Below are 6,509 nucleotides of genomic sequence, written 5' to 3'. Positions count from 1 at the left end.
GGGTCACGCCGCGCAGCAGCCCACCACGGCCACCCAGCCCAACCAGCCCGCGTCCGCCCCCGGCAACGCCGGTCGGCCGAGCTGGGCGCAGTAAGGAGGAGACCGGCCATGCGCCTGCGCCCCCGCCAGAAAACCTTCGTCGAGCGCAGCGTGGCTGCGCTCGCTTCCCGCGGCAACACGCTGGGCGTGGCGCCCACCGGCGCGGGCAAGACTATCATGCTTTCGGCGGTCACCGGCGAGATGATCGGCGACGGCGCCAAGGCCTGCGTGCTGGCCCATCGCGACGAGCTGACGGCGCAGAACCGCGCCAAGTTCCAGCGCGTGGTGCCGGGCGTCGCCACCTCGGTCATCGACGCCACGGAGAAATCGTGGAACGGCCAGGTCGCCTTCGCCATGGTGCCGACGCTGGCGCGGGCCTCGAACCTTGCGGACATGCCGCGTCTCGACCTGCTGGTCGTGGATGAGGCGCACCATGCCGTCGCCGACAGCTACCGTCGCATCATCGACCGGGTGCGCGAGGCCAATCCCGACGCCCGCATCTTCGGGGTCACGGCGACGCCGAACCGGGGCGACAGGAAGGGTCTGCGCGAGGTTTTCGACAATGTCGCCGATCAGGTGCGGCTGGGCGAATTGATCGCCTCGGGCCACCTCGTCCCGCCACGCACCTTCGTCATCGACGTCGGCGTGCAGGACGAGCTGCGCTCGGTACGCAAGACCATGTCGGATTTCGACATGGCGGAGGTGGCGGGCATCATGGACCGCGCCCCCGTCACCGACGAGGTGATCCGCCACTGGAAGGAGAAGGCGGGCGACCGGCAGACCGTGGTGTTCTGCTCCACCGTCGCGCATGCTGAACACGTCACCGAGGCGTTCCGGGCGGCAGGCGTTTCCGCCGCGCTGATCCATGGCGATCTGGCGGCCGAGACCCGCAAGGCGATCCTCGCCGACTACGCGGCGGGCGACATCCGCGTCGTGGTCAACGTGGCGGTGCTGACCGAGGGCTGGGACCATCCACCCACCTCCTGCGTCGTGCTGCTGCGCCCCAGCTCCTACAAATCCACGATGATCCAGATGGTCGGGCGCGGGCTGCGGACCATTGATCCCGAGGAGCACCCCGGCATCGTCAAGACCGACTGCGTCGTGCTGGATTTCGGCACCTCGAGCCTGATCCACGGCACGCTGGAACAGGATGTCGATCTGGACGGCAAGACCGAGACCGGCGAGGCGCCGACCAAGACCTGTCCGGCCTGCGAGGCGGAGATCCCGCTGGCCGCCACCGAGTGCCCGCTCTGCGGCGAGGCGTTCCCGCGCGAGGATCTGGATGCGGGCGAAGGCGGGGCCGCCGCGCCGCTCTCGGGCTTCATGATGACCGAGATCGACCTGCTGAAGCGGTCCAGCTTCGCGTGGGTCGACCTCTACGGCACGGACGACGCGCTGATGGCCACGGGTTTCGCAGCCTGGGGCGGCATCTTCTGGCTGGACGGGGTCTGGTACGCCATCGGCGGGGCGAAGGGCGAACGCCCCCACCTGTTGGGCGTCGGCGAGCGCACCGTCTGCCTCGCGCAGGCGGACGACTGGCTGAACACCCACGAGACCGACGAGAGCGCCTTCAAGACCCGCTCCTGGCTGCGCCAGCCGCCGACCGAAAAGCAGCTGCAATACCTGCCGCCCGAGTGCCGCCATGACTTCGGCCTGACGCGCTACCGCGCCTCGGCGCTGATGACCTTCGGCTTCAACAAGCGCGCCATCCGCCAGCTGATCGACACGGCGGCCTCTCCCGAACGGAGGGCGGCATGACCCATGTCCACATCCACCCCCATCCCGGCCGAGGACCGGCGGCGACTGTGGCATCCGCGTGGAACGCTCTGTGCTGTCTGCCGGCAACCCACCCGTGGTTTTGGCTGGTTCGATCCGCACCGGTCGAAGCGACCCCGGCCCTCGGTCTGGTTCTGCTCGATGCCCTGCCAGTCCTTCTGGACGCGCTTGGCGCGGGAGCGTTTCGCCATGGTTGACCTGACCGAGGAAGAGCGCGCCGCGATCACCGCCACCATGAAGCGCGTCGCCCTGCTGATGGACGAGATCGGCTGGGCCACCCCGCTTGCGGATCTGACCGAGGCCCAGGTGCGCGCGCTGATCGAGGAAGCCGTCGAGGGCTTCCGCGAGGCCATGTCCGACATCGCCCGGGCGCAGACGCCGGAGGTGCCGTTCTGATGAAAACGTGCAGCAAATGCAGCGAAAAGAAGCCGGCGGTGGAGTTTGGCGTGCGGCGCCGGAGCCCCGATGGCCTACAGGCTTGGTGCCGGGATTGCCGCCGGGAATACCAGCGCGCCTATGCTCAGAACTTCCGCGATCCCGAAAATCATCGGGAGGCGCAGCGCCGCTATCGGCTGCGCCACGCTGAAAAGAACAAGGCGCACAGCATCGTCAGGAGCGCCGTCAAGGCGTGCCGGATCATCGTGCCGGTCTGGTGTCAACGCTGCGGCTGCGTGACCGATCTCGAAGCCCATCATCACGACTACTCCGAGCCGCTCGCGGTCGAATGGCTCTGCTCGACCTGCCACGGGCTCGCCCACCGCAGCTACGAGGGGGGCCAGCATGCTGGACTATAACCGCCGTCCCAGCTTCGCCGACCGGGTCAACTCTGCCGTCGATCGGGCGCTGACCGCCGATCAGGCGACGCGGCCGCCCCGCGACTACCTCGGCGGCTCGCGCCTCGGCCATGCCTGCGAGCGGGCGCTGCAGTTCGAGTTCACGGCGACGCCGAAGGACGAGGGCCAGGACTTCAGCGGCCAATCGCTGCGCATTTTCGCCATCGGCCACGCGCTCGAGGATCTGGCCGTCGTCTGGCTGCGCGGCGCGGGCTTCGACCTCTACACCCGGAAGGGCAACCGTCCCGATGGCGGCCAGTTCGGCTTCTCGGTCGCGGGCGGGCGCATCCGAGGTCATGTCGACGGCATCATCGCCGCCGGGCCCGAAGGCTTCGGTCTCGCTGTTCCCGCGCTCTGGGAATGCAAGACGATGAACGCGAAGAACTGGCGCGCCTGCGTCAAGGACGGCGTGACGAAATCCAAGCCGGTCTATGCCGCGCAGATCGCGCTCTACCAAGCCTACATGGAAGGGACGGTCCCGGGCATCTCGGTCGCGCCCGCCGTGTTCACCGCGATCAACAAGGACACGGCCGAGATGCACCACGAACTGGTGCCCTTCGACGCCGACCTCGCGCAGCGCATGTCCGACCGGGGCGTGCGGATCCTGCAGGCGACCGATGCGGGCGAGCTTCTGCCACGCGTCGCCACCACGCCCGACTTCTTCGAGTGCCGCTTCTGCCCGTGGTCCGAGCGTTGCTGGGGGCTGCCGGCATGAGCGACGACGGCATCCTGCATTTCAACCCGTGGATGGACTTCAACGATGGACCGCCTTCCGAGAACCCCTTCGGCTGCGACCCCGACCCCGGGCAAATCGCCGTCTTCCTCGATACCGTGTTCAGCTGGTGCGAGGGGCTGATCCCGCTCCGCGGCTTCGTTGACAAGGGTCAGGGCCGGGACGGCAAGCCGCACAACATCTGGATCCCGGCCGACGACACCGCGCCGGGAAAACTTGCGACCTTCGCCGCGTGGGCGAACCGGGAGGGCGCCGCCGTCTATGTCATCCCCGGCACGGTCGAAGAACAGGGCCAGGCCCGCGCCGCCGACGTGCTGCAGATGCAGGCCGTCGTCGTCGATCTCGACGCTGGCGACATCCCGGCCAAGCTCGACCACGTCACCCGCCACCTCGGCCCGCCCACGCTCATCATCGAAAGCGGCGGCCGCACGCCCGAGGGCGCGGCGAAGCTCCATGTCTGGTGGAAACTGACCGAACCTGCCGAGGGCGAGGATCTGGCCACCCTCTGCCGCCTGCGCGGCGAGATTGCCGTGAAGGTCGGCGGCGACACGCATTTCCGCTCGGCGCACCAGCCGATCCGGGTGCCTGGCACGGTCTATCACAAGCACAGCCATCAACGCCTCGTGCAGATCCGCGAGCATCGCTCGGTCGAAGTGGATCTTGCCGATTTCGCGGAAAAGGTCGCCGAGATGCCGCCGCTGCCAGGCGTAGGTTTCGCCAGCGACGTTGCCGCGCCGACCGCGAAGCCCGGCATAGACGCGGTGCTAACCACGCCGGTGCGCGAAGGCGCGGTTGACGACTGGTCCCGGTTCCAGGGGGCCAGTGCCGCCATCGGCCATTACGTGCGCCTGGTGCACGAGGGCCGCCTCGACCCCTTCGCGGGCTGGGAGGCGATCTGCGGTTACAACGCCGCCATGCTGCGCCCGTCCTGGCCGCTCGATCGGCTGCAGGCCGAGTCCGAACGCCTCTGGGATCTGCATGTGAAGCGCAACGGCCCACCGCTCCTGCGCGCGGCCCATGTCGATGCCCCGGCCAGCCCGCTGCCGACCTTCAGCCTTGGCGCGCTCCTCGACGACACGAGCCCGATGCCCGAGGACGTCATCGGGCCGCGCGTGCTGACCCCGGGCGGGCTCCTGGTGCTGGGGGGCGCGCCGAAGGTCGGCAAGAGCGACTTCCTGATCTCCTGGCTCGTCCATATGGCGGCAGGCGTGCCGTTCCTCGGCTTCACGCCGCCCCGGCCGCTGCGCGTGTTCTATCTGCAGGCCGAGATCCAGTATCACTACCTGCGCGAACGCATGCAGCAGATCGCGCTGCCCGCCGCCGTGATCGCCGCCGCGCGCGACACCTTCATCGCCACCCCGAAACTGATGCTGCTGCTCGACGCGGAGGGCATCGCCCGCGTGGCCGAGGCGATCCGGGCCGCATTCCCCGACGCGCCGCCCGACATCATCGTCATCGACCCGATCCGCAACCTCTTCGATGGCGGCCCCGAGGGCGGCGGCGAAAACGACAACACCGCCATGATGTTCTTCCTGAAGGACCGGGTCGAGCTCCTGCGGGAAGCTGTCAATCCGGATGCGGGCATCATCCTCGCCCACCACACCCGAAAGGCCACCAAGCATCAGGTCAAGGACGATCCCTTCCTCGCGCTCTCCGGCGCCAGCGCGCTGCGCGGCTTCTACACCTCGGGGCTGCTCATGCACCGGCCAGACGAGGACAGCACCGTCCGCAGGCTGGAGATCGAGCTTCGGAACGGCCCCGCGCTGCCCGGCAAGCTGATCGACAAGGTGAAGGGCGAGTGGGTCGAGTTGAACCCGCTGAACGAGCGTCTGGTGCGCAAGGAGGTTGGCGCCAAGCTCGATGCCGAGCGACTGCGCAAGCATGATGTCATCCTCGGCATGCTGCTGGATGAGGCGGCGAGCGAGCGCCTCTACACCGCGATGCAGTTCGCCGAGACCTTCGAGAACCGTGGCGGTCTGGGCAGCAAGCACACGATCCGTGAGCGCCTCAGCGTGCTGGCGACCAAGGGCTTCGTGAAGTTCCTGCGCGACCCTTCGGGATTCGGCTTCCCCGTCACCCGGTCGCGGTTCGGCTACCTCTGCGTCGAGGGGATGCAGTTCGGCGCACCCGTCGAGGAGATCGATCCGGCCACCGGCGAGGTCACCACCGAGGCCCGTCCGGTCCTGCCCAGCCACTTCAAATGCCCCCAATCCGGGCTCTGCCTGCAGGTCGAAAACCCCGCCGTCTGGGTCTACCCGGAGGGGCTGGAGGACGACCTCACTCATATGAGTGAGGCCTGACTCATATGACAGCGCCAACTGTGCACTCAACGAAATCAACGGGTTACGGGCAAATAAGAGTTAGGTCCCTAACTCATGCCCGAAGACTTCATGAAGTCTTATTCCGTAATGATTTCAGCCACTTGAACACCTCGGAACAGTTAGGTGTCAAACCCCCATACTACGTATGGGAGGGCCACCCCACAGGGTTGGCCACTCCTCCCATACGTCCGGGTCAGCCGCGCGCGCCGCCGTGACGGTCTGTTGTGCTTCCCGATCCGACGACGGCGGCCCCGTACCGCCAAGCACCAGACCGCCGTCGTCTTCCACCACCACAGGCCACCGGCAAAGGAGACCCATCATGGCTCAGCCGACTCTGATCCCGAATTGCGACGGCGCAAGGTTTGAATCGCTGCCGCTCGACACCCCCCGCAACCGCTGCATTCTCGCGCTCGACCTCGGCACCTCGACCGGCTGGGCGATCCGCGGCCATGACGGCCTGATCACCAGCGGCACCGTATCGCTGCGCCCGGGCCGCTTCGACGGCGGCGGCATGCGCTACCTGCGCTTCACCAACTGGCTGACCGAGATCGACCGGCTGTCCGGGCCCGTCGCCTCCATCTGGTTCGAGGAAGTCCGCCGCCACGCAGGCACCGACGCGAGCCACATCTACGGCGGGCTCATGGCCACGCTGACCGCATGGGCCGAGCTGCGCGGCGTGCCCTACGAGGGTGTCCCGGTCGGCACGATCAAGCGTCATGCCGCAGGCAAGGGCAACGCCGACAAGGCCGCCATGGTCGCCGCCGTCCGCGCCCGCGGCTTCAGCCCGGCCGACGACAACGAGGCCGA

7 protein-coding genes are annotated in these 6,509 nt (G+C 68.1%); all 7 read left to right on the top strand.

Annotated elements, in window-relative coordinates; translation table 11 throughout:
• Positions 1 to 108 precede the first annotated feature (108 nt).
• A complete protein-coding gene (locus VR71_RS10485; protein ID WP_045683637.1) occupies positions 109 to 1,797 on the top strand; it encodes a DEAD/DEAH box helicase in 1,689 nt (562 codons plus the stop codon).
• Positions 1,794 to 2,012, top strand: a complete 219-nt coding sequence (locus tag VR71_RS24855; protein ID WP_296430189.1) for a hypothetical protein — start codon at positions 1,794 to 1,796, stop codon at positions 2,010 to 2,012. The genes VR71_RS10485 and VR71_RS24855 overlap by 4 nt, the downstream gene beginning before the upstream one ends.
• Complete coding sequence (locus VR71_RS10480; protein WP_045683641.1) at positions 2,005 to 2,211, top strand: DUF6511 domain-containing protein; 207 nt, start codon at positions 2,005 to 2,007, stop codon at positions 2,209 to 2,211. Before VR71_RS24855 ends, VR71_RS10480 begins: the two co-directional genes overlap by 8 nt.
• Complete coding sequence (locus VR71_RS10475; protein ID WP_045683635.1) at positions 2,211 to 2,609, top strand: hypothetical protein; 399 nt, start codon at positions 2,211 to 2,213, stop codon at positions 2,607 to 2,609. Before VR71_RS10480 ends, VR71_RS10475 begins: the two co-directional genes overlap by 1 nt.
• Positions 2,596 to 3,363, top strand: a complete 768-nt coding sequence (locus tag VR71_RS10470) for a hypothetical protein (RefSeq protein ID WP_045683633.1) — start codon at positions 2,596 to 2,598, stop codon at positions 3,361 to 3,363. Before VR71_RS10475 ends, VR71_RS10470 begins: the two co-directional genes overlap by 14 nt.
• The gene (locus VR71_RS10465; RefSeq protein ID WP_296430186.1) at positions 3,360 to 5,681 is read left to right on the top strand and encodes an AAA family ATPase; all 2,322 of its coding nucleotides are present in this window, start codon (positions 3,360 to 3,362) and stop codon (positions 5,679 to 5,681) included. The genes VR71_RS10470 and VR71_RS10465 overlap by 4 nt, the downstream gene beginning before the upstream one ends.
• 340 nt (positions 5,682 to 6,021) lie before the next feature.
• Positions 6,022 to 6,509: hypothetical protein (locus VR71_RS10455; RefSeq protein WP_296430184.1), on the top strand; the 488-nt coding region annotated here is incomplete at its 3' end.

The sequence above is a fragment of the Roseovarius sp. BRH_c41 genome (assembly GCF_000961715.1).
Taxonomy (GTDB): domain Bacteria; phylum Pseudomonadota; class Alphaproteobacteria; order Rhodobacterales; family Rhodobacteraceae; genus Roseovarius.
Note: the sequence above shows the minus strand (reverse complement) of the source record. Positions and strands in the feature narration are given on the sequence as shown.